This window comes from Aerococcaceae bacterium zg-252 (genome assembly GCA_016237705.1).
Lineage (GTDB): Bacteria > Bacillota > Bacilli > Lactobacillales > Aerococcaceae > Globicatella > Globicatella yangjingiae.
In genome coordinates, this window is record CP066204.1 from 543,834 (window position 1) to 566,399 (window position 22,566).

Annotated in this window: 24 protein-coding genes; 19 read left to right on the forward strand and 5 right to left on the reverse strand. The window is 35.1% G+C overall.

Features of this window, described 5'->3' with window-relative positions:
• Positions 1-15: 15 nt before the first annotated feature.
• Together JDW14_02570 and JDW14_02575 are read left to right on the forward strand one after the other, a co-directional pair.
• Positions 16-828: a hypothetical protein gene (locus tag JDW14_02570; protein QQD66026.1), complete on the forward strand. Its 813-nt coding sequence runs from the start codon at positions 16-18 to the stop codon at positions 826-828.
• A 121-nt stretch (positions 829-949) separates the two neighbouring features.
• Positions 950-1,504 carry a LemA family protein gene (locus JDW14_02575; protein QQD66027.1) on the forward strand — a complete coding sequence of 185 codons (555 nt, stop codon included), beginning with the start codon at positions 950-952 and terminating at the stop codon, positions 1,502-1,504.
• Positions 1,505-1,602: 98 nt separating this feature from the next.
• Here JDW14_02575 and JDW14_02580 read toward each other — a convergent pair whose 3' ends face one another.
• Positions 1,603-2,442, reverse strand: a complete 840-nt coding sequence (locus JDW14_02580) for a DUF4300 family protein (protein QQD66028.1) — start codon at positions 2,440-2,442, stop codon at positions 1,603-1,605.
• A gap of 379 nt (positions 2,443-2,821) precedes the next feature.
• Between JDW14_02580 and JDW14_02585 the strand changes: the two genes are divergently transcribed.
• The 10 genes from JDW14_02585 to JDW14_02630 all read left to right on the forward strand — a co-directional run bounded on the left by JDW14_02585 (position 2,822) and on the right by JDW14_02630 (position 13,496).
• Complete coding sequence (locus tag JDW14_02585) at positions 2,822-3,565, forward strand: hypothetical protein (GenBank protein QQD66029.1); 744 nt, start codon at positions 2,822-2,824, stop codon at positions 3,563-3,565.
• Between the two features lie 27 nt (positions 3,566-3,592).
• Positions 3,593-4,681, forward strand: a complete 1,089-nt coding sequence (locus JDW14_02590; protein QQD66030.1) for a D-alanine--D-alanine ligase — start codon at positions 3,593-3,595, stop codon at positions 4,679-4,681.
• A gap of 76 nt (positions 4,682-4,757) precedes the next feature.
• Positions 4,758-6,173 carry a UDP-N-acetylmuramoyl-tripeptide--D-alanyl-D-alanine ligase gene (locus JDW14_02595; protein ID QQD66031.1) on the forward strand — a complete coding sequence of 472 codons (1,416 nt, stop codon included), beginning with the start codon at positions 4,758-4,760 and terminating at the stop codon, positions 6,171-6,173.
• Positions 6,174-6,280: 107 nt separating this feature from the next.
• Positions 6,281-7,039 carry a phosphonate ABC transporter ATP-binding protein gene (phnC, locus tag JDW14_02600; GenBank protein QQD66032.1) on the forward strand — a complete coding sequence of 253 codons (759 nt, stop codon included), beginning with the start codon at positions 6,281-6,283 and terminating at the stop codon, positions 7,037-7,039.
• Positions 7,039-7,866 (forward strand): phosphonate ABC transporter, permease protein PhnE, encoded by an 828-nt coding sequence (gene phnE, locus JDW14_02605; GenBank protein ID QQD66033.1) that lies wholly within the window; start codon positions 7,039-7,041, stop codon positions 7,864-7,866. The genes phnC and phnE (JDW14_02605) overlap by 1 nt, the downstream gene beginning before the upstream one ends.
• A gap of 10 nt (positions 7,867-7,876) precedes the next feature.
• Positions 7,877-8,686 carry a phosphonate ABC transporter, permease protein PhnE gene (gene phnE / locus JDW14_02610; GenBank protein QQD66034.1) on the forward strand — a complete coding sequence of 270 codons (810 nt, stop codon included), beginning with the start codon at positions 7,877-7,879 and terminating at the stop codon, positions 8,684-8,686.
• Positions 8,687-9,075: 389 nt separating this feature from the next.
• Entirely contained in the window at positions 9,076-10,767 is a 1,692-nt protein-coding gene (locus JDW14_02615; GenBank protein QQD66035.1) for an arginine--tRNA ligase, read from the forward strand.
• A gap of 287 nt (positions 10,768-11,054) precedes the next feature.
• The gene (locus JDW14_02620) at positions 11,055-11,801 is read left to right on the forward strand and encodes an ATP-binding cassette domain-containing protein (GenBank protein QQD66480.1); all 747 of its coding nucleotides are present in this window, start codon (positions 11,055-11,057) and stop codon (positions 11,799-11,801) included.
• The gene (locus tag JDW14_02625) at positions 11,785-12,465 is read left to right on the forward strand and encodes an ABC transporter permease (GenBank protein QQD66036.1); all 681 of its coding nucleotides are present in this window, start codon (positions 11,785-11,787) and stop codon (positions 12,463-12,465) included. Before JDW14_02620 ends, JDW14_02625 begins: the two co-directional genes overlap by 17 nt.
• A 215-nt stretch (positions 12,466-12,680) precedes the next feature.
• Positions 12,681-13,496, forward strand: coding sequence for a hypothetical protein (locus tag JDW14_02630; protein ID QQD66037.1), 816 nt, complete (start codon positions 12,681-12,683; stop codon positions 13,494-13,496).
• A 103-nt stretch (positions 13,497-13,599) separates the two neighbouring features.
• Here the strand turns inward: JDW14_02630 and JDW14_02635 are convergent, their stop codons facing one another.
• Genes JDW14_02635 through JDW14_02645 form a run of 3 tightly spaced genes read right to left on the reverse strand, consistent with a single transcriptional unit; the run spans position 13,600 to position 15,291 of the window.
• Complete coding sequence (locus JDW14_02635) at positions 13,600-13,908, reverse strand: hypothetical protein (protein ID QQD66038.1); 309 nt, start codon at positions 13,906-13,908, stop codon at positions 13,600-13,602.
• A gap of 6 nt (positions 13,909-13,914) precedes the next feature.
• Complete coding sequence (locus JDW14_02640; protein ID QQD66039.1) at positions 13,915-14,445, reverse strand: EndoU domain-containing protein; 531 nt, start codon at positions 14,443-14,445, stop codon at positions 13,915-13,917.
• A complete protein-coding gene (locus JDW14_02645) occupies positions 14,446-15,291 on the reverse strand; it encodes an HAD family hydrolase (protein QQD66040.1) in 846 nt (281 codons plus the stop codon).
• A gap of 125 nt (positions 15,292-15,416) precedes the next feature.
• Between JDW14_02645 and JDW14_02650 the strand changes: the two genes are divergently transcribed.
• The 4 genes from JDW14_02650 to JDW14_02665 all read left to right on the forward strand — a co-directional run bounded on the left by JDW14_02650 (position 15,417) and on the right by JDW14_02665 (position 18,328).
• Positions 15,417-16,025 (forward strand): class I SAM-dependent methyltransferase, encoded by a 609-nt coding sequence (locus tag JDW14_02650; GenBank protein QQD66041.1) that lies wholly within the window; start codon positions 15,417-15,419, stop codon positions 16,023-16,025.
• 205 nt (positions 16,026-16,230) lie between these two features.
• On the forward strand, positions 16,231-17,148 hold the full coding sequence (locus JDW14_02655; GenBank protein ID QQD66042.1) for a hypothetical protein: 918 nt from the start codon (positions 16,231-16,233) through the stop codon (positions 17,146-17,148).
• Between the two features lie 97 nt (positions 17,149-17,245).
• Positions 17,246-17,743: a hypothetical protein gene (locus JDW14_02660; protein ID QQD66043.1), complete on the forward strand. Its 498-nt coding sequence runs from the start codon at positions 17,246-17,248 to the stop codon at positions 17,741-17,743.
• Between the two features lie 60 nt (positions 17,744-17,803).
• The gene (locus JDW14_02665) at positions 17,804-18,328 is read left to right on the forward strand and encodes a hypothetical protein (GenBank protein ID QQD66044.1); all 525 of its coding nucleotides are present in this window, start codon (positions 17,804-17,806) and stop codon (positions 18,326-18,328) included.
• A 102-nt stretch (positions 18,329-18,430) separates the two neighbouring features.
• Here the strand turns inward: JDW14_02665 and JDW14_02670 are convergent, their stop codons facing one another.
• The gene (locus JDW14_02670; protein ID QQD66045.1) at positions 18,431-18,859 is read right to left on the reverse strand and encodes a DUF296 domain-containing protein; all 429 of its coding nucleotides are present in this window, start codon (positions 18,857-18,859) and stop codon (positions 18,431-18,433) included.
• A gap of 477 nt (positions 18,860-19,336) precedes the next feature.
• Here JDW14_02670 and JDW14_02675 point away from each other — a divergent pair, with 477 nt between their 5' ends.
• The 3 genes from JDW14_02675 (at position 19,337) to JDW14_02685 (ending at position 22,548) form a co-directional block, all read left to right on the forward strand.
• Complete coding sequence (locus JDW14_02675) at positions 19,337-20,356, forward strand: glycosyltransferase (GenBank protein QQD66046.1); 1,020 nt, start codon at positions 19,337-19,339, stop codon at positions 20,354-20,356.
• A 136-nt stretch (positions 20,357-20,492) separates the two neighbouring features.
• Positions 20,493-20,645: a GHKL domain-containing protein gene (locus tag JDW14_02680; protein ID QQD66047.1), complete on the forward strand. Its 153-nt coding sequence runs from the start codon at positions 20,493-20,495 to the stop codon at positions 20,643-20,645.
• Between the two features lie 19 nt (positions 20,646-20,664).
• Entirely contained in the window at positions 20,665-22,548 is a 1,884-nt protein-coding gene (locus JDW14_02685; protein ID QQD66048.1) for a DUF2207 domain-containing protein, read from the forward strand.
• Positions 22,549-22,566: the final 18 nt, after the last annotated feature.

Below are 22,566 nucleotides of genomic sequence, written 5' to 3' on the forward strand. Positions count from 1 at the left end.
AGAGGAAGTAATATAATGTTGAAAAAGTTAGTACTCATGTCATCTGTTTTGTTGGTAAGACCAAATGCAGTTCCTGTAATGGCACAAGAAAATACTGCACATTCTGTATTAGAGGCGATTGTGAATACAGATATGCATCAATATCAAAATTTTGCCATAGAAAGTACACTGACGCAAACGGAGTTTTCTGGTAAAGAAGAGATTACAGATTGGGGAACTCAACTGAATTATTCGGATAATCCCCAATTTACATTTCAGGCAGAGTTAGTGAGTGCGGGTGCTAGTGTTGAATTGTTATTAAAAGATAATGCTCTGTATTTTTCAGATGTGTTTAATCAATGGCATTTGGTAACGGATAATTTTAATGAGTACCGTGAGTCGTATGTACCGAAAGATTCGTTCCAAAGTGCGATGCCATTATCAGAAAAAGAAATCGCCTTTATTGAGCAATTCACTGATTTTACTGAAACAGAAGAAGTATTTATTTTCTCATTAAAAGAAGATATTAATGCCGAAGAATTTAGTACGGCATTCAGTCAAATGATTTCAGAACGAGTGAAACAAGGGCAGTCTAGTCCGGCATTATTGGAATCTCTGTTACATGACTACACATCACCTGCTGCGATTGAGGGTTTCTTAAGTCAAAAACCAGAAATTCAATTTGCTTTTGATAAGAACACTTATCTCTTGACAGCAATTAAGGTGAATTTACAACGTGAAGACGGTATGGTTGATTTGATTATGGCATTTTTAGATTACGGTAAGCAATTCGATATTCAAGCTCCACCGAGTGAAGAAGTCATGCTGCGAGATGACGTACAAGAATAGAGTGATATTATAAAAAGGCTGAAGTGTTTTTGTGCCGATTATTAGCGCATTGGGTTATTAAATGACATTTTCATCAGTTTTCAGTATAATAGAGTTAGTAACTTTAGAGAGGATGACCATTATGACATTATTAATTATTGTAGCAATTATTGCTGTGGGATTATTAGTATGGTTTGGTATTTACAATGGTTTAGTTAAAACACGCAACTGGGCACAGGAGAGTTTCAGTCAAATTGACGTTCAATTACAAAGACGAAATGATTTAATTCCAAACTTAGTTGAAACAGTAAAAGGATATGCAGCTCATGAGAAAGAAACATTAGATGCAGTGATTAAAGCACGTCAACAATTGATTGATATTGCTAACGCATCTCCGGAACAAATTAACGCAGCATCCAATGCATTATCAGGTACATTATCTCGTTTATTAGCTGTTGCTGAAGCTTATCCGGATTTAAAAGCAAACACTAATTTTACGGAATTGCAACGCAGTTTAACAGATACTGAAGATAAAATAGCGAAAGCTCGTATGTTGTACAATTCAAGTATTAATCAATACAATACTAAAATTCAAGTAGTACCGAACAATATCGTAGCTGGTGTGCATGGGTTCTTCCCAATGGCTTATTTAGAAACACCAGAAGAAGCACGTCAAGTACCACAAGTTAAATTTTAATCGAATCAGTAGTGTCAGTGAGTAATTGCTGACACTATTTTTTATCAACAAAAGGACTGGCTCTGGATTGAACAGAACGCAGTCCTTGTTTAGTTTTATTAATTCATTTTAGTTAATTCAGATATTTCTTGGTCATTTACAAGTAAAGCAATTTGTTCAGCGAATAATTGGAAACGTCCAGTTAATAGATGTTCTTTTAAGTCTGCCCAAGAATTGAACTCGCTTAGACGGTATGGTAGAGTTGGATCCATTTTTTCAAAGAAATATACTTTGCCGTCTTTTTCAAACACTAACCCAACATGCATACTAATAACGGAGCCTTCAACATTTTGTACTGCTGATAAAAGACGTAGTTTGTCTGAGAATTTAACACCTGCGTCTTTCCATGCTTTAGTTAAATCAGCAATTGATTTGTAAGCTGAATTGTCATTAAAGAGTAGACTATAAAGTTGCCCTTCTTCTTCTGTTAATCCCTCTTTATATTCTGATAAGGATTTAAATTCATCGTGTACAGGTAGTTTTTCTAATTTATCTTTATCATAAGTAACGAGTGAACGTAAGAGTAGGAATGCTGTTTGTCGGCAGTTTAAATCTTTTGGAAAATGACTTAGACGTTCTTCGTATTCTTTAATATCCATTGTTGTTGTAAAGGTGAAAGCATCTTTTCCGATATCCATAGTTGTCCAGTCTTCAGCGACTTTTTCGTAATCTTTATTTGATTCTTGGTATTGGTCGATAAATGGGGTTAAATTTTTCCAGTTTTCAGTAGGCACACCTTGTTCTTCTAAGGCTTTTTGAAGTTCTGTTGCATTTTTTTCTGAGACTACATTGTGGTAACGATAGCTAGCTGATTCTTCAGCTGAAATCAGTGGTGTTGACTGTGATGTCACTAAGAAAAGACTGCATACAGCGAGTAGAGAGGTTAATTTAAGTTTCATGGTTATTATTTCTCCTTTATAAAAGTTTCATTGGTTCATCATACTAGACTCACTACTTTATTTATACTCTGTTTACTTAAAATATAACAAAAAAATAGTTACGATTATGTAACAAAAACATTACTGAAAGATAACGAAAGAAATGAGCTCGCCAAAGTTAGCTAAAATAATATATAGTGCGAGTGTTTTGGTTTGAAATACTAGAGAAAAATATTCATGCACAAAGGGATTTTACGAAGTGGACGGTAAGCCAATCTGAATAGACCAAATTAAAATATCATTGTGGGAAAATAAGGGGTAACTACTTTATCTTTATATCAAAACAGAGTAAAATAGAAGTGTCTGTGGGAATTAATGAGAGAGGAGGATGTTCATAAAAATGCGTGTTAATTTGTATATTCATCATGATACGGTAACAAGTCATATAATGACACGTGGTATTAATTTTAGAACTGAAGATTTTGAAACGAAATTTATACCAGAAAACATTATTTTAGCACAAGCACCAACGGCTTTTGGGCATTTTGACATGCGTACCAATTTTAAAATTTTGCGTGGTAAGCAAGAAGTGTTAGAGTATATGGCTTATTGTCAAAATCAAAATGTTCGAATGTCTAACTGGATTGATTTTGAATCAGTTGCGTTGATGCATCAATTAACGGGGAATGAAATTGCTGAAATACTTTATTTATTTCATGCTAATCAAACATTGCGTTCAGCCTTTTTTTACAAGTTGCAAAATAATTATGTGTATTTGGTACTACCAAATGGGCTTGTTAAAACTTATTATCGTCATGTGACGCATTTTTATCCTCGATTTCAACGGGTAATGCAAGAGCAAGTGCAACAATTAGTGAATGAAACTAAATCCATTTTCAGTAAAAAGTCAACTGTATCGCCGGTGCCGGAAGAGATTGCTCAACGATTAGCACCGTTATTTTCAAGGGGGCTTAAAGTTGATGTGGTTCAAGCATATTTAGAGCAGCAACATTGGATTGTTCCGCTTTATATTATTGAAGATGAATTAACTTTTATTACCGTTAATCAGCCACTTACAGATGCAATCGGTCATTTAAGTTATTCGCTGACGAATCAAACTTGGGAAATAGTAATGCAAGAATAATCTAGTTATTATTTGGAGGAAAAAACAATGAAAATTATTTTATTATATGGTGGACAAAGTGCAGAACATGATGTATCCATTATTTCGGCGTTTAATATTACGCAGCAAATTATGTATCATTATTATGAGGTACAACCAATCTTTATTCGTCGTGACGGCGTATGGATTAAGGGTGCACCATTGACAGAACCATTAAAAGCGTCGCAACAATTGATTTTAGAGCTTGCTCAAGAACCACAATGGTCAGAACAACCCGAACAAGCGTCTAAAGGAGTTCAAATTCAGCCGGGCTTTATTTATGAACCAGATGCGATTGTCTTTCCAGTATTACATGGGCCAAATGGTGAAGACGGAACGATTCAAGGTTTCTTAGAAGTACTGGGTATGCCGTATGTGGGAGCTGGTGTGATTGCCAGTGCTGCTGGAATGGATAAGATTGTCAGCAAATATATTTTCAATCAAGTAGGGTTGCCACAAGTACCGTTTGAGGCATTTGACCGTCAAGCGTGGTTGAGCGAGCAAGAGGCAATTGTGCAAAAATGTGAGGGTAATCTATTATACCCGATGTTTGTTAAGCCAGCGAATATGGGGTCAAGTGTGGGAATTAGTCGTGTCGAAAATAGCGATGCTTTGCGTGCAGCTGTAGAAAAAGCGTTAGTCTATGACCACCGTATCGTAGTGGAACAAGGTATTATTGCTGAAGAAGTAGAAGTGGCAGTTTTAGGAAATGATGATGCCCACGTCAGCGTGGTGGGACAATTAGTTAAAGAAGTAGCATTTTATGATTATGAAAATAAATATTTAAATAATTCCGTAACGATGCAAATTCCAGCTAATATTCCAGATGCAGTGGCACAAAAAATTCAATCCTATGCTTTAACAGCATATCGTGCAATTAATGGACGTGGTTTGTCACGTGTAGACTTTTTTGTAACAGCCAATAATGATATTTATATCAATGAAATTAATACAATGCCAGGATTTACACCGTATAGTATGTATCCAGTATTATGGAAACATACAGGGTTAGAAACACGTGATTTAGTGGAAGAATTATTGCAATTAGCATTGAAACAATTTGAGGCTAAGCAATTATTAACAGCTGAGCGTATTTAATGATAATGATTCCGTAGAGTTTGTGAGTCAAAGTTTACGGAATCTCTTAATGTAAACGAGAATGCGAGGAGAGAAAATGAAACCTATAAAATTAATGGACGTGGTGAAACATACCCATGCAATTGATTATACGGCTAAAGATCGAACGATTAGCATTTGTAATGTCGAATTTGATTCACGAAAAGTAACGCCGGGAACATTGTTTGTGCCACTTCAAGGGGCAAGTGACGGTCATCAATATGTTAAGCAAGCGATTGATAATGGGGCTGTGGCAACATTGTGGTCACAACCGGAACATTTAGCACCTAGCGATCAGATTGCTGTAGTATTAGTTGATGATACTTTAAAGGCATTACAAGATTTAGCTAACTTTTACCGTCATGTCATCAATCCGATTGTCATTGGGATAACAGGTAGTAATGGTAAAACAACTACTAAAGATATGACAGCTACTACATTATCAGCTAAATACCATGTCCATAAAACGCAAGGTAATTATAATAATGAAATTGGCTTGCCATATACTTTATTAAAAATGCCGGAAGAAACGCAAGTCTGCGTAGCTGAAATGGGAATGAGCGGTTTTGGAGAAATTGCCGAATTAAGTCGAATTGCTGAACCGGATATTGCAGCGATTACTTTAATCGGTGAGAGTCACTTAGAATTTTTAGGTTCACGTGAAGGCATTGGACGGGCAAAAATGGAAATTTTAGAAGGTCTAGCACCGGAAGGATTATTTGTTTATCCAGGTAATGAGCCGATTATTCAGAATTTGTTACAAGAAAAGAAATCCACTTTTAAAACGAAAAGTTTTGGTTTTGATGCAGCATATGATGTCTATGCGTATGATTTAGTAGAAGAACAAAATAAAACTTATTTTAAAACGAATGTTGATGACAATGTAGTGAGTTCGATTCCAGTTATCGGAGCATATAATGTATCTAATGCTTTGATTGCTTTGACAATCGCCCAACATTTGAATATTCCAATGGAACAAGCAATTTTTCAATTAGCTCAATTTAAATTGACAGCACATCGTTTGGAATGGTTGAAAGCATTAAATGGAGCTGATTTGTTAAATGACGCTTACAATGCAAGTCCTACGTCGATGCGTGCCATTTTGAATACATTATCGAATTTACCAGTGGCTCAAAATCGCCGTAAAATTGCTGTATTAGGTGATGTAAGAGAATTAGGTAGTGAAAGTGAGGCTTTACATCGTGGCTTACATACAGCCTTAGACCCTGAAAAAATTAATCGTGTTTATTTATTCGGTGTGGAAATGGCAGCTTTATATGATGAGTTATGTGCAATTTATGCACCGGAAAATCTTTTCTATGAGCGTGACTCATATGAGCGTGTAATTGACACGTTAAAAGATGATTTATTAGCAGAGGATATTGTGTTAGTCAAGTCAAGTTTGGGTGTAGATTTATTGAAAGTAGTAACGGCACTTACTGGGCAAGAAACGCACAATATGTTGCGAAAATAAGACGAACATTCAGTAGAAGTCACGATAAAAATTGAATCATTAGTCTTTTTAAATGAATAGATATTCGGTACAATAGTATGAGTGAAATAAAGAAACGAGGTTCGAGAATGATTGAATTCAAGCACGTCTTTAAGCGATATGACAATGGGGTAGTCGCTTTAAAGGATATTAATTTAACGATTGAGCAAGGAGAATTTGTCGGTATTATTGGTTTATCAGGGGCCGGTAAATCGACATTGATTCGTACAATCAATAAAATGCACCCAATCAGTGAGGGTGTATTAACTGTAAATGGCGTAGAGGTCAACGAATTAAAAGGGGATAGCCTACGCAAGTTCCGTCGTCAAATTGGTATGATTTTTCAATCCTTTAATTTAGTGACACGTGCAAAAGTTATTACCAATGTATTAAATGCGTTAGTTCCGGATATTCCATTTTGGCGTGTTTTATTAGGATATTATAAAAAAGAAGAAGAATTAAAAGCGTTAGAATCATTAGACCGAGTAGGAATTTTAGATAAAGCCTATATGCGTGTTGATCAATTATCAGGTGGACAACAACAACGTGTTGCGTTGGCACGTACACTTACGCAAAATCCACAAATTATTTTAGCAGACGAACCGGTTGCAGCCTTAGACCCAGTGACTGCGAATGTGGTTATGCAAGATTTTCAACGTATTAATCGTGATGATAACATTACGGTATTAATCAATATTCACCATGTGGAATTAGCATTGGATTTTTGTGACCGTATTATCGGGATTCGTGACGGAGAAGTTGTATATGACGGGCCGTCAGAAAATGTAACTCCGGAAATTCTAAATCTTATTTACAAAGGTAAGACTGAGGAAATGGGTGGTAACTAATGGAAAAGAGATTAGTAGACCGTCTATTACCACCGAAAGTTATGACGCTACCAAATGGGAAAACTGTTAATAAAAGTCGTTCAATTGCACCTTTTATTTTTATTTTAGTGTTAATTGCATTTTATTATTCAGTTCAGTTAACAGGATTTGACCCGTCTGTTCTAGCTAAGCGTGGTAAACAATTTTTCGTTATTTTATCTAAAATGACACCACCTAATTGGAAATTTTTTAATTCAGTTATTGGCCCATTATTTGACACGATTAAAATGTCGATTTTAGGAACACTAATTGGTGCATTCCTTGCGATTCCATTTTCAATGATTGCGTCGATTAACTTAACACATAATCGTTGGTTATCAGGTACTATGAAGTTTTTATTGAGCTTAATTCGGACGATGCCAACCTTAGTAACGGCTTTGATTTTAACGTATATCTTTGGTTTGGGGACTTTTGCCGGAACTGTTGCGATTGCGATTTTCACGTTTTCATTTATCGGAAAACAATTATATGAGTTGATTGAAACGGTGGATATGCTCCCTTATGAAGCAATGGAAGCCTTAGGAGCAACTAAATTGCAAAGTTTTGTCGCAGCTATTCAGCCACAAGTGTTACCGTCTTATTTATCAGCGAGTTTATATACATTTGAGGGAAATGTCCGTCATGCTGCTATTTTAGGGTATGTTGGAGCTGGTGGTTTAGGAATTATTTTGAACGAGAACTTATCATGGCGTGAATATGCCAATGTCGGTATGATTTTGCTCTGTCTGTTTGTGACAGTAGCCATTATTGAATTGACAAGTGGTTATTTACGCAAGAGATTAACTTAGGAGGCTGTTTATGATCGAACGTATTAATGAAATGTATGAGAAAAAAGATCGCAGCCGTTGGCGACAATATGCGTGGGCTATTTTTATTGTTGTGGTGATTCTATGGTCGTCTACAACGGTCAATCAAGTTTCCATGACAAAAAATGGGAATACTATTGCAACTAATATTTTAACAGGTATCTTTACGCCTGATACGTCCTTGTTGTTTAATTTAACGACACAGTCGGTTCCGTATTTACTGCTTGAAACGATTGCGATTGCTTTTTTAGGGACTTTAGTAGGAGCAGTGATTTCCTTACCAATTGCATTCTTAGCATCACAAAAAATTATGCCAACACCGATTGTTTTGATTGTTCGATTGTTCGTAGTTGCGATTCGGACGATTCCAAACTTTGTTTATGGTTTAATGTTCATTCGTGTAACAGGACCGGGTGCATTTGCCGGATTGATGACTTTATCTGTCACTTCAATCGGAATGTTAACTAAATTATTTAATGAAACGATTGATGATATAGATGTTTCGATTTTAGAAGCAATGGAAGCAGCCGGTTGTAATACTTTTGAGAAAATTCGTTGTGGCATTTTACCACAATTAGGTTCAAGTTTACTCTCTACTTTAATCTTCCGTTTTGATATGAATTTACGAGACGCTACTACTTTAGGTTTAGTTGGAGCGGGTGGTATTGGTGCCCCATTAATTTTTGCGATGAGTTCTTATCGCTGGAATCAAGTGGGTTCGATTTTAATTGGCTTGATTTTCTTAATTATCATTGTAGAATTTTCTTCGTCTTATATTCGTAAACGTTTAGCACGAGGATAGTGTAGACAAAGGAAATGTGGTTTGTTACAATGTAACAGGGGATCGGCAATCAGAAAGAAACGAGTGTTTCTGGATACAGACCTCTGAAAGAGAGTAATTAAGGATATTGAGTACAGCAAGCTGGGGTGTTGAGAGCCAGCCGACAATGAATTGATGAAACGCACTTTCAGTTTTAATTAGAACTAACTATTCTAATTCGGAGGGAACTTCGTTATCAATAATAAGCATAATCAATTAGATTATGGAATTAGAGTGGTACCGCGATTATTGAATTCGCCTCTAACGATGTTTTGGACACCAAGGCATCGTTAGAGTTTTTTTGTTTGAATAGCAATGATGACGGCATTTTGCCAAGTCAATCCAAGGAATGAGAATAAAGGAGAGTAAAAATGGATTATCAATTATTATTAGCAGAACAATTGCATTCTGTCTTAGCAGAACATTTATCTGTAAATGAGATTAAACAATTAATAGAAGTGCCAAAAGATACGAAAATGGGGGATTTAGCTTTTCCAGTCTTTACATTGGCACGTGTGTTGCGTAAAGCACCACCACAAATTGCACAGGAGTTAGTAGCTCAATTGCAAAGTGATGCCTTTGATAGTATCGAAGCCGTAGGACCATACATTAATGTGCGTTTAAAACGTGCACAAGTAGCTAAAGAAATTGTCAGCGAAGTGTTTAATCAAGGAGCTGATTATGGAACGGTTGATTTGGGTTATCAGCGTGTGATGACAGTCGATATGTCATCTCCAAATATTGCTAAACCAATGTCAATGGGGCATTTACGTTCAACGGTCATTGGAAATGCGATTGTGAATTTGGCACAAAAAACCAATTATCAAACAGTTCGTATCAATCACTTAGGCGATTGGGGTACGCAATTTGGTAAATTAATCGTTGCTTATAAATTATGGGGTGATGATGCAGTTATCGAAGCCGACCCAGTCAATGAATTAGTGAAATTGTACGTGGATTTCCACGAAAAAGCAGAAACACAACCAGAACTAGAAGAACAAGCACGTGCTGCATTTAAAGCCTTAGAAGACGGTGACGCAGAAATGATTCGCCTTTGGACATGGTTTAAAGATGAATCATTGAAAGAATTTACCAAAGTATATGACTTATTAGACATTAAATTTGATTCATATAATGGTGAAGCATTCTACAATGATAAAATGCAACCGATTATTGATGAATTAGAATCTAAAGGCATTACAACGGTGGATAATGGGGCAACGATTGTCAAATTGGACGAAGAAGATTTACCACCAGCATTGATTAAAAAATCAGACGGAGCGACATTATATGCGACTCGTGACTTAGCAGCAGCACAATATCGTAAGAATACTTATGACTTTGCTAAAAACGTCTATGTTGTTGGAAATGAGCAGTCAGGGCACTTCAAGCAATTACGTGCTGTATTGAAACGTATGGGACGTGATTGGGCAGAAGATATGATTCATGTGCCATTTGGTTTGATTACTTTAGACGGTAAAAAGCTCTCAACACGTAAAGGTAAAATTATTTTATTAGAGCAAGTATTGAATGATGCGATTGCTTTAGCTTACAAACAAATTGATGAGAAGAATCCAACGCTTGCTAACAAAGAAGAAGTGGCACGTCAAGTTGGGGTTGGTGCCGTTATTTTCCATGATTTGAAAACAGACCGTATGAATAGTTTTGATTTCAAATTAGAAGAAATTGTGCAATTTGAGGGAGAAACAGGGCCATATGTCCAATATACACATGCTCGTGCGATGAGTTTGATTCGTAAATTTGGTGAAGATATTGTGGTATCAGATGCCTTTGATTTGCAAGATGATTATAGTTGGGAAGTAGTGAAGAAACTTCATCAATATCCAAATGTTATTGCGTCTGCAATGGAAAAATATGAACCGTCGTATGTAGCTAAATATGCTGTTCAATTAGCACAATTATTTAATAAATATTATGGTAATACTCGTATCTTAGATGAAGATGCACAACGTCCGGCACGCTTAGCGTTAGTGAAAGCTGTAACCATGGTATTAAAAGATGCCTTGAATTTACTTGGTATTCAAGCACCAAACGAAATGTAAAATTCAAAATCTCTTGCACTCCTTGTATTTCTGTTATACAAGGAGTGCAATTTCTGTTATATTTTCAATTTTAAATAATTGCCTATTCACATACAAATTTATTCTTATAAATCTGATAAGTACTAGGAAAACGTTATAATTGAAAATATATTCACAAACAAAACTGTTTCTATTTAATAAATTTCTGTATTATTTTAACGATAAATAGCTTTTAAAATAATGCGTAAGTTGTTATAATGCCAGTATATTAGCTAATATGTATTTTAAGTCGAATCTGAGGTGATATGATGATTGAATTGGTCAATGTTTCAAAAGCGTTTGAAGGAGATAAAGGTGAAGTGCAGGCAGTCAAGCAACTTCATCTAACGATTCAGCCATCAGAAATTTTTGGATTGATTGGGCAAAGTGGTGCCGGAAAATCCACTGTATTGAGGTTTATTAATGGTTTATTAACACCTGATAGCGGTGAAGTGATTGTTAATCAGCAGCGAATTCATCAATTATCAAAAGTATCGTTGAGAAACGTGCGTAAGGATATTACAATGGTTTTCCAACAATTTAATTTATTAAATAATCTAACGGTCGAAGAAAATATTCAGTTGCCGTTAAAATTACATCATTACGATAATCAATTGGATTTGGAAGAAGTATTAGAAATGGTAGGTTTATTAGATAAACGCCATGCCTATCCAAGTCAATTATCTGGTGGTCAAAAGCAACGAGTTGGCATTGCACGAGCATTGATTAGTAATCCTAAAGTGATGTTGCTAGATGAGCCGACTTCGGCATTAGACGAACAAACGATAGTTGAAGTCATTCAAGTATTGCAACAGATACACCAACGTTATGCGATGACAATGGTAGTTGTCACACATCAACTTTCATTGGTAAAAGGATTGTGTCAGCGAGTCGGTATTATGGAGCAAGGAGAGCTTTTAGAAGTGATTACCTTGCCGAATTCGACAGAATCGGTGGGCTCTAGTACATATCGTGATTATGTTAAGGAGGTACTGCAGTATGACGCATTATCTTGAGCGTGTAGTGGATTTTGCACCGAAAATTATTCATTCGCTCGGTCAGACGAGTGTTATGATGCTGTTTTCAACCATTGCAGCGATACTATTAGGTATTCCTTTAGGTACTTATTTATATCTGTCAGATAGTGGACGACCATTAGCAAATCGTTGGTTAAATCGTATTTTGAATTTGTTTGTCAATGTGATACGTTCGTTTCCATTTTTACTACTCGTGGTGGCAATGCAACCATTGGTTAGACAATTATATGGACGAGCGACAGGTGACCCTATCGCTGCTTCTTTTCCGTTAATGGTAATAGCAATGGCACTCTATGCACGATTTGTTGAGCAATCATTATCCGAATTAGGGCCAGATATTATTGAAACGGCTAATGCAATGGGGGCAACGACTGGACAACTGATTTGGCATTTTCTATTTGTTGAAGCTAGAAGTTCATTAGTGATTGGTTTTACAACGGCCTTTGTCAGTTTTATATCGTATTCTACGATTATGGGTGTAGTTGGTGGTGGTGGAATTGGCGACTTTGCTATTCGCTATGGATACCAACGTTACGAGACAGATGTCATGTATACGGCAATCGTCATCATTATTATTATGGTGCAAATCTTTCAATGGGCTGGACTTCAGTTGGCAAGACATTTGGATAAAAGAATGAAATAAAGTAGAAATGAATTTATAAAAAACAGGGTGTGACAATGAACGTTTTGAAGTGGACGTCATTTCAGTTCATTGGAGCCAGAATAAAACATAGTGTGAGAGAGGGTGTTCTGACTTGAAACACTGGAGGAAAATACCGGCGTGCGAGTATCGCACAGAGGGATTTTACGAAGTGGACGTCAAGTCAACCCGAACGAACCAGAATAGGAGATTAAATTATGTTGAAAAAAAGTTTATCATTATTTTTAGCTGCTTTAACAGCAACTTCAATTTTTGCATTACCGACAGCTTTGGCTGAAGAAAAAACAGTTTTAAAAGTAGCGTCTCATTTACCACCAATGACGGATATTGTGGAATTGGTTAATGAAGTGATTGCTGAACCATATAAAGTAGAATTAGTGGAAGTGTCAGATAATATTCAATACAACGAAGCGTTATTGAATGATGAAGTATATGCAAACTTTGCACAACACAGACCTTTCATGGAAATGTTTAATGAAGCGAATAAAGGTGATTTAGTAGCACTTCAACCAATCTATAATGCTCGTGTTGGATTCTATGCACCTGAATTTAAGTCAATTGAAGATATTAAAGACGGTGCAGAAGTGGCAGTTCCGTCAGACCCAACTAACCAAGCTCGTGCATTATTAATTTTAGCGTCTTACGATTTGATTAAATTAAAAGACGGTGTTGGTTTTAAAGCGACAATTGATGATGTTGAAGAAAATCCACATAATTTAAAATTCTCAGAAATAGATTTATTAAACTTAACATCTTCTTATGAAGACGGTGTTGATTTAGTATTTAACTATCCAACATATATTGCAAAAGTTGGTTTGACACCTGATGATGCGTTACTATTAGAGAAAGACCCAGAAAATACATTCGCAATTCAAGTAGTTGTGCGTGAAGGTAACAAAGATTCAGAAGCTACTAAAGCATTATTAGAAGCATTCACATCCAAAGAAGTTCATGAATTTTTAGAAAAATTAGCTGAAAAAGGTCATTTATTACCAGCATTTGATTTAAATTAATAGTGAAAAAGAGTATTGTTGCTAGTGTGACAATACTCTTTTTGCTATGATATTTGTTTTCAAAATTATAATTTTCCACTAAAATAAACAATAATCATTTACATTACGCCGTCAATTCCGTCATCCATTTCAAGAAAATCTCACAAAATAATTCGGTTGGAATTACTTGTTCATTTTCACCTAGCATATCTTCAATCAAGGTATCTGTTTCTGAAAGAGTCAAACTGTACACATTACCAGCAAATGTTTGTGGTTGACCACTTTGCAAATGTTCTCCGATTATTTGTACAATAATGTCGCCAAAACTTCTACCTTCAACTTGGAGAAATGAATCGAGCATGGAATATTCGGTTGAGAGGTCATCGAAAACAAGATGTAAGCGTAAGTTTCGTTGCTCAAAATGATATGTCATAATTACCTACCTTTCATATATCGGAAATGCTGAAATAATTTTATCGTTATCAGTTAAATACATTTGAATAGTAATCTTACCTGATGTACCTTCATAGATATTGCCACTTACGTGTTCACGTGATTCGTAAGCTTCATTAATGGCATCTACCACTTGTTGCGGTGTCCATTTTTCTGGAAAGAATGATGACATAGCCTGTTTAGTAATGCCGTCAACTTTTACTTTTGCACGATAGACACCATGCTGGTCGTTTTTTGAGCGAGTGCCTTTAATGATTTCAGCATCCGGTGCAATGCTCTCATGGTGATATCCTGTTGCTTGTCCTTTGCGATTGATAGTGCCATAAAAAATATGTTCTAATGCATGTCGATTAAAATTTTCTGTATGAATTAAATCATCAATGTTGCTGATTTGATTAGATGTAACGGACGCATTTGATTGACTGGTTGAAGTAGATTGTGTCGGTGTTGTCGGTTGACAGCCAATAATGAATAAGGTAGCTAGTAATAGCCAAGCTATTTTTGTTAGTTGTTTCATCTATACTTCCTCCGATTGTTTCGAAATGAGTTGATAGATAATAGTCGCTACTCCGTTTTCTACATTACTAGGTGCAATATGGGCAGCCATTGTTTTTACTTCATCGCTCGCATTATCCATGGCATAACTGTTTGGGCACATAGATAACATTGAGCGGTCGTTGAGAGAGTCACCAATCGTTAATGTTTCTTCAAAAGTATAGTGTTTAGCAGCTAAATATTTTGCTAAAGCTAAGCCTTTTTGTGCTTCGATATGTGTAATCTCTAAATTACCTGGCCCAGAAGATGTAATGTCTAAGTCTGGGAAAGTTTCTAGATAATGTCTTGCTTTTTCTAAGGTAGGAGCATCATCACTTATTATCATCAATTTAAAGACAGGGTTACTGTCTGTTAGCTGATAGTCATAAGCGTCCAAAGTCATTTTTATTTTATCAGTTACTTGAGCTATGGTTAGTTCATCAAGATGTTCATGGGATTGCATCATATGATTGATATAGTCTTGTTTATTTGATAAATAGAAATTTTGACGTGTTGTCAATGAGTACGCTAATTTTTCTTGATGTAAGTAATCTAATACTTGTTGCGTAGTTGTATTGATTAATGGACTCTCATCAATGAGTTGTCCCGTTGCATCGAAAATTTGAGCACCGTTTAAGTTAATCATGGCACAGTCAATGTGATAGGTCGCTAAAAAATTACGAGCAGATTGATAGTCACGCCCAGTTGAAATGATAAATTCAACGCCACTTACTTGTAAGGCTTTAACAGCATCGGCAGTCGTTTGATTTAATTCGTGGTTTTGGTCTAACAGTGTTCCGTCCATATCGGACGCAAATAATTTAATCATGTAGATTCCTCCATTAATTCTCTTTTACTATTCTAACATGAATTGATAAAAAATGTTATAATAAGGGTTAGTGTAGTATTTTAAAAAGATAAATAAGCGATATAAGAGTGAAAAGAGGCAATTAAATGTCAAAACAATATTTTATGAATCAACCCGAAGTAGCTCACCAACAGCGTGAGATTGTTTATGAAGTAGCACCGTATCGGTTAAAATTGACGACAGATAATGGAGTTTTTTCAAAAAATCAAGTTGATTATGGTTCAAATGTTTTAGTTGAAACGCTATTGGCAGAACTGAATTCAGTAGAGGCAGAAGTCATTGTAGAATTAGGTAGTGGTTATGGGCCGATTGCCTTGATGCTAGCTAAGCAATTACCGAACGCAGTTGTTACAGGGATTGAAATTAATGAGCGTGCTTATCATTTGGCACAACAAAATGCTCAACGTAATGGCATTGAAAATTGTCAGTTTATCAATGGTGATGCGATTACAGCACTACTTGAAGTGCAACCGACCGTTGTAGTGACAAATCCACCGATTCGTGCAGGGAAAGCTGTTGTTCATGGATTTATTGAGCGAGCAGCACAATTATTGAGTGCTGACGGTGTGTTGTATGTGGTCATTCAGAAAAAGCAAGGAGCACCGTCAGCTGAAAAGTTAATGCGTCAATTATTTTCAGTGGTTGAAAAAGTTACGCAAGATAAAGGGTATTGGATATTGCGTGGTGTGAAATAAGTGATAAATTAAATACTTCTATATAGTGTTTTTTCTAACACTGTATAGAAGTATTTTTGTCGAAAACGGTGTATTTTTTGTTAGGGACATTATTTTATGAGAGAAAATATTCCACAAAATATGAAAACGCTATATCTTCCACTTGAGTTCATTATTAAGTAGAGTATAATGAAGTTGAAGAAATATAAAATTGAGGAGGAGTCTTATGAGGGCGGTCATCAAATGGGTAGTTGCTATATTATTTATGGTAGTTTTGTTTGGGCAAAGTGTTGAGGCGAAAAGAAATGATTATGTTTCAGATGAATATTTTGAATCGATTGAAGATGTCAGACCGTCAAGGGATAATTCAATTTTAACTCTTATATTTGAATATCAAAAGAATCATGAAAAATTTTTAAGGGGTCTGCAAAAAGACGATAATTATTATGGTTGTTATTTATCGAGTGATTTGTTGGAAAATGCATTTTACAAAGGAAGACGAGTATCGTTTCGTAGGGGAAGTTATGTATTTGGACAAGGTAAAAATTTTGAATTAATTGACACTTTTGTTAATGAAAGTGGGACGGAAGTAATTATTTTTGCTACAAGAGCTGGTCAGAAATATGTGTTTAAAAGCACAGAACCATGTGAGATATATCAGCGTAGATTTGATTTAGAGCTGACTAAAGACCCTTTGTTGAGTGTGTTTATGAATGAAAATTTAGATAATGATTTTGAATCCATTGTAGATATTCGTACGGCAAAGGATAATTCAATTTTAACGCTCATGCTTGAATATCAAAAGAATCATGAAAAATTTTTAAAATGTAAACCAATGGATAAAAAATCTTATTATGGCTGGCAATCGACAGAGCATTTGTTAAATAATGTATTTTATAATAATAGACAAATATCATTTCGTTGGGGCGATTATAGCATGGGTCAAGGAGAACAGTATGAATTGATTGAAACATTTATCAATGAAAGTGGAACAGAATTGATTATTTTCGCTATAAAAGAGGGACATAAATATGTTTTCCATAGTACAGAACCGTCCTATCCAGAATATGGAGGATTAAGCTTAGAGTTAACGAAAGATGCTACTTTAAAGCTTTTTATGGAAGAGCAAAAGACTATGCAGTAAAGAAAAATGAAAACGTTATTAAATTCATCGTGTGTTCATGATTGGCTTGAAATGGATATTAAGCCAATCTGTACACATCAGCAAAAGGAGGATTCTTATGAAAGTGTTGACTAAATATTTGATACTCTTATCAATTATTACTTTATCGGGGTGTGGTTTACCCAGTGCCAAAAAAGAAGAAGTTCATTCGTGTAATGTGAATGATAGTAGTGAGAATGTAGAAAAGCTCAAAACAGCAGCATTCAATTCGATTACGAGGATTATGTTTAGTTATCAAAAAAATAATCAAATGTTTTTAAGGACTTCTCCAGCAAACGAGGACTATTTTTATAATATGAAAGTCCCTAATGAATTATTAAGCAATGCTTACTGTGACGGAGAGCAAGTATCTTTTCAATGGTGTGGTTATACGATAGGAAAAGGCGAAACGTTTGAATTAATCGAATGCTTTGTTAATAAGTATGGGACAGAAATCATTATTTTTGCGAAGAAAGGTAAAGAGAAATACGTTTTTCAAAGTACTAGTGCACCAAGTGGGAAAATGTTTGAGTTACGAGAGAGTACGGATTCTGTACTAAATGAATTTTTGGAATAATTTTTGAGTATATTTATAATGCAAAAGTAAAATATGAAGAAATAGAGTGGGGGAGTTTTTATGAGATTTTTGACTAATTATTTGGTACTCCTATCAATTATTACTTCTACGAATTGTGGAGTATATAATTATACACCAGATAGTGATAATAATAGTGGAACTATACCATATAATTCGAATAGAGTGCGGGAAGATGTAGAACAGGTAAAAAGAGCGTCAGATAATTCGATTTTAAGTGTTATGTTTGATTATCAGCGTGCACATGATGAATTATTTTGGAAAACTTCTCCGGTAGATTCTGATATTTATGGTAGTTGGAGTGGAGTTCCAGGTTTCTTATTGAGTAATGCTTTTTATAAAGGAAAGCAAGTTGCTTTTCATTGGTACAGCTATACGGTAGGTGAGGGAGAACCTTTTGAACTAATTGAATGTTTTGTTAATTCAAAGGCGACAGAGATTATTATTTTTGCAACGAAAGATTCCAAAAAATACGTTTTTCATAGTTCAAATCCATCAACATCGATAGAATGTTCTTTTAATTTAGAAGAGAGTAAGGACGAAATATTGAATCGGTTTATTAAATAAATCAGATGTTATATATTTTCAGATTGTGCTTAAATTTAGAATAAAAAATCGTGCGAAAAAGTAACTAAATTTCGCACGATTTGTGTTTTTATAGTAGGAGTTTTAATTCTCCCACGAAATCTGCTTAAAGTTTTGAATATGTTCAACCGATTGACGTGTAAGACTAGTATCTAATACATCAATGAATAATTCTAAAGTAATGCTGACACGAGCGTCTTTTAGATGCCCACCAATTGTAGAGTAATCAGAGCGTCCTAATGTTGTGTGTAAATGAATAAGTGGATCACCGTCATTCATTGAGAAATTACCATTTAAGGATAGAACTTCAAATTCTTCTTCAAACTCTGTTGTCTTATAATTTTGTAATTCCCAAAAGAAGAAATTGAGTTGTGCGATATCAAATGCCCCAATACCACTCATATAACCAGCTTGAATGTTCTCTTTTTTTGCTAATGCAATGAGATTTTCCATTAACCAATCACCACGATTAAAACGTACAATAATTTGATTATTAAGTCGTTGATATTCCATAATCGTAACCCTACTTTCATTTGTAATAATAAAATTTCTAGTGCTTTAATTCTATTATATGCTAAAAGTGATGAAAAAGACAGAAAATGCAGTGAACGATACCAAATTTGCATTGATACGTTACGGTTTTATTTCGTCATGTTATCATGACAATAAAGTCAGAGAATAGGGTTAGAAAGGTTGAATTTTTAACTAATTGTCTAATCATTTATAATAATATATAGGAGTAATAAAGCGTATGAAATATCAAGCATATACCTGAAAGGAGAAACATTAGGCAAGACATCTTATTGCATATCCAGAGTTTTTTGATAGAATAGTAACAGATATTTTAATAGTAAAAGTGATTGGGCAGAGAGTTTATTATGGTATATTAGGAGAGTTAGATTTATCAAGAAACGATGAAAAAACCTTGAAATGCCATAGAGTATTAAAAAGGGATGACTAAATCTCGTTTTATTACGGAAAGGAAAGCATATGAAATTATTATCAATTGTTGTACCAAGTTACAATTCTCAAGAGTATTTAGCAAATGCGATTGAATCAGTAACTATTCTAAATGATGATCGAGTAGAATTATTGGTAGTCAACGATGGATCAAGTGACAATACACTAGGAATTGCACAAAACTATGAAACAAGATTTCCACATATTGTAAAAGCCATTCATCAGGACAATAAAGGGCATGGTGGAGCAGTAAATACAGGTTTGGCACACGCTACGGGGAAATATTTCAAAGTGTTAGACAGTGATGATTGGTTGAATCAAGAAGCATTAGAACAAGTTCTATGGCACTTGCAAAAATTAGAAAACAATCAGGAAACGGTAGATGTATTCTTCACTAACTATGTTTATGAACAAGAAGATGAAGAAGTCAAAAAAATTATTCAATACCGTTCAATTTTTCCACAGGCAAAAATATTTGATTGGAATGAAACACGAGCATTTCCAACAGGGAAATACATCATGATGCATGCGATTATTTATCGGACACAAGCACTAAAGGCAATGGGATTTGAATTGCCGGAACATACATTTTATGTGGATAATTTATTTGTTTATGAACCATTGTCACAATTGAATAAAATGTATTATTTAGATGTTGATTTTTATCGTTATTTCATTGGGCGAGATGATCAATCAATTAATGAAAAAGTGATGATGAAACGGATTGACCAACAATTAAAAGTCAATCGTCTATTGATTGATAGCTGTGATTTCCAGCAAGAACTTCATCCTAATCAGCAACGCTATTTATTAAAGCATTTAGAAATTGTTACGAATATTTCAAGTGCTTTATTAAACCGAATGGGTGATGTTGACGCAATTGAGAAACGTAATCAGTTGTGGCAATATCTTGAAGAAAATAATCTGTTTGCCTATAAATATATTAAAAAAGGTTTGTTTGGGCAAATGACGACACGCAAAACAAAGCCGGCAATATGGGTAGCGAATCAAGTTTATAAAGCATTACGTCGTGTGGGTGGCTATCAATAATTAACGTTTTTGAAGTGAAATTAAATGGTATATAAATCTAGAAGTCAGGAATCTCTTTTGTCCTGACTTTTATTTTGTTGTATAATGTATGTATAGTTAATGATATCTCAAATTAGGTAGATTATAGGTTTGATGTTTGAGATGTCATGTCGCAATAAGTCAAGACCAAGACAATCATGGATATGGTTTGAAAAACATTCAATATATTGCAAAAAAGTACAATGGAAATATGACGGTGGAAGTACAAGACAATTGGTTTAGCTTATGTGTTGTTTTTCCAATCGTGTAAATGAACAAGGGGAGCGTTGATGATGAAGAAAAAATGGCTTAGTTTGTTATTGTTACTCTGTTTATTTTTACCGATGTCCGTTTCAGCTCAAGAAACGGAATTTGATATTACGAATCAGTCAATTTTAGGCGAAATTAGTACAGACGGAAGTGTCAAATTTACTGATAAATTGACCTATGATATAACATACATGAATGGGATGTATTTTAATCTAGATAGGACAGGATACAATGTTTTAGATTATCGGATTGGAGTAATGGATTCTGATACTGGAGAGATTAGTTATTTTGAGGAGAATGCTACTGGAAATCCCGAAACATTTCAATTAATGGCATCGAATGAATTTTATCAATTTAAAGTATTTTATCCAACTAGTAAGAAGAAAGTGACCTTTGTAGTGGAATACACGATTGGTGATTTAGTGACAAATTTTTCGGATACGGCTGAATTTAATCGAAAAATTGTTGGTACGAATACAGATGAATATCTTGATGTGGAAGCAGTCATCGTATTGCCAGGGAAAGTTCAAACTCCTGATGATTTTCGTGCATGGGCACATGGTGCACCACAAGGTGAATTATCCTTAATTGACTATCAAGGGAAAAGTGCGGTGAAGTTAACCGTTCCAAACAATCCACCAAATCAATTTGTGGAAGCAGATATTATTTTCCCAACGGCTTTGACGCCAAATAATAAAAATCGCCGACAAGTGAATAAAAAAGCAGAAATTATCGAACGAGAAAATGGTCAAGTAGAAAAAGACCGTCAACAATATGAAACAAGTTTAGGCTGGAAACGATTTGGTGTAGGGATTCTTACATTGCTGTTCCCTATATCAACGATTGGCGTATGGTATTATTATTTATCCCGTAAACGACGCTTAAATCCAAATCCAGTTAAATTACCTAAACATATTTATACTTTGCCGGAAGATATTACACCAGCAATTATGGCAACTTCCGTTTTTAGAACGAAACCGACGACTGATGATTTGAGTGCCACAATTGTCGATTTGGCTCGCAAAGGGTATTTGAAATTAACTGAAATTGCTAAGGAAAAACGTGGGCTTTTTTCTCATGGTGAAAGTACAACGATTTATATTGAACAAGGTGCGAAATATGCTCAAAGTGATACTTTACAAAAACATGAAAAATATGCACTGAATTATGTTTTACCGAATGGAAATCCGACAACATTACAAGCGTTAGAAGAGAGTGCAGCGAAAAGTAAATCTGTTGCGAAAAAACAATATAAACTTTGGACATCGTTTACGAATTTTACGCAAATACGTGGGCTGAAATTACGTGGTAGTGATTCGCAACAACAAATTGCTAGTACATTGGCTAGTATTAGTTTAATAGCGATACCAGTAATCGTGATTTTTATTTTATCCCTTATTGAATACACAAAATACGCAGCCTATTTACCGGTGATTTTACTGGTAGGAGTGATTTGCTTTGTGGCAAATGGTATTGCATTTATACTTATACTGATGCGACCGATTCGTACGGCAGAGCAGGATAGACGGATTCAAGAATGGACAGGCTTTAGAAATATGTTGAATGACATTGGTAATTTTAAAATGCGTGAAATTGGGTCATTAGATTTATGGGAAGAATACTTAGTTTATGCGATTGCATTAGGAGTTGCTGACCGTGTTATCGAAGCGATGAAAATACAATTTAGACCGTTTGAGTTACAAGAAATGCATGTGGGTGGTGGATTCTACAATAATCCTTACTTATTCACCCGAGTAATGAATCAATCCATTCAAAATTCTGTACGAGCTAGTCAACCAGCTCCTGTCAAATATAGCGGCACCAACTCTGGTGGTTTTGGTGGTGGCTTTAGTGGCGGTAGTTCAGGTGGCTCTGGTGGTGGCTCTGGAGCAGGTGGATTTTAAGAGACTCAGCCATTAATC